Raw genomic sequence first — 1198 nt, forward strand, 5'->3', positions numbered from 1 at the left:
TGAGCCGTCCGGTCGTACCGCTCGCCACCTCGGTCACGTCTCCGCCCTCCGATCCGGGGTGCCCGTGCGGCATCCCCCGGCCGGGCTGCTCGCCCGCACGCCGTGGACCACGCTGCCCCAGCGGTTGGCCGAGCCGGGGGTGCTCACCGCGCTGCGGCTGTCGCTGCTGACCGCCACCCTGGCCACCCTGTTCTGCCTGCTGCTCGGCGTACCGCTGGCCTGGCTGCTGGCCCGCGTCGAGTTCCCCGGCCGGCGCGTGGTGCGCGCCCTGGTCACCGTGCCGCTGGTCCTGCCGCCGGTGGTCGGCGGTGTGGCGCTGCTGCTGGTCTTCGGCCGCCGGGGCCTGCTCGGCGGCTGGCTCGACGCGACGTTCGGCGTGACCCTGCCCTTCACCACCGCCGGGGTGGTGCTGGCCGAGGCGTTCGTCGCGATGCCGTTCCTCGTCATCGCGGTGGAGGGGGCGCTGCGCGGCGCCGACCAGCGCTACGAGGAGGCCGCGGCGACCCTCGGCGCCGGCCGGTGGACCACCTTCACCCACGTGACGCTGCCGCTGGTAGCGCCGGGGCTGGCCGCCGGCGCGGTGCTGTGCTGGGCCCGGGCGCTCGGCGAGTTCGGTGCCACCATCACCTTCGCCGGCAACTACCCCGGCCGCACCCAGACCATGCCGCTCGCCGTCTACCTGGCACTGGAGACGGACCTGGAGGCCGCCGTGGTGCTCAGCCTGATCCTGCTCACCGTCTCGGTCGTCATCCTCGCCGCCCTGCGCGACCGCTGGATCACCAGCCCGTGAGCGCGCCCCTGCTGGACGCCCGGATCGTCGTGGAGCGCGGCACGTTCCGGCTGGACGTGCCGCTGACCGTCGCCGCCGGGGAGGTCGTGGCGCTGCTCGGGCCCAACGGCGCCGGCAAGACCACGGCGTTGCGGGCGCTCGCCGGGTTGCAGCCGCTGAGCGCCGGGCACGTGACCCTCGACGGCACCGACCTGGACCGACCGGACCGGCGGGCGTGGACACCGACCGAACGCCGGCCGATCGGCGTGGTCTTCCAGGACTACCTGCTCTTCCCGCACCTGACCGCACGGGACAACGTGGCGTTCGGACCACGCCGGCACGGCGCCGACCGACGGACCGCGCGGCGCGTCGCCGACGAGTGGCTCACCCGGGTCGGCCTGGCCGCGTACGCCGCCCGCCGGCCCCGCC

Annotated in this window: 2 protein-coding genes; both read left to right on the plus strand. The window is 75.9% G+C overall.

Features of this window, described 5'->3' with window-relative positions; genetic code table 11:
* On the plus strand, positions 1–790 hold a 790-nt coding region (locus AB0I76_RS30315), incomplete at its 5' end, for an ABC transporter permease (protein WP_357042686.1).
* Positions 787–1198: ATP-binding cassette domain-containing protein (locus AB0I76_RS30320; protein WP_357042688.1), on the plus strand; the 412-nt coding region annotated here is incomplete at its 3' end. The genes AB0I76_RS30315 and AB0I76_RS30320, both read left to right, overlap by 4 nt.

Source organism: Micromonospora sp. NPDC049799 (genome assembly GCF_040656655.1).
In the GTDB taxonomy this organism is placed as follows: domain Bacteria; phylum Actinomycetota; class Actinomycetes; order Mycobacteriales; family Micromonosporaceae; genus Micromonospora.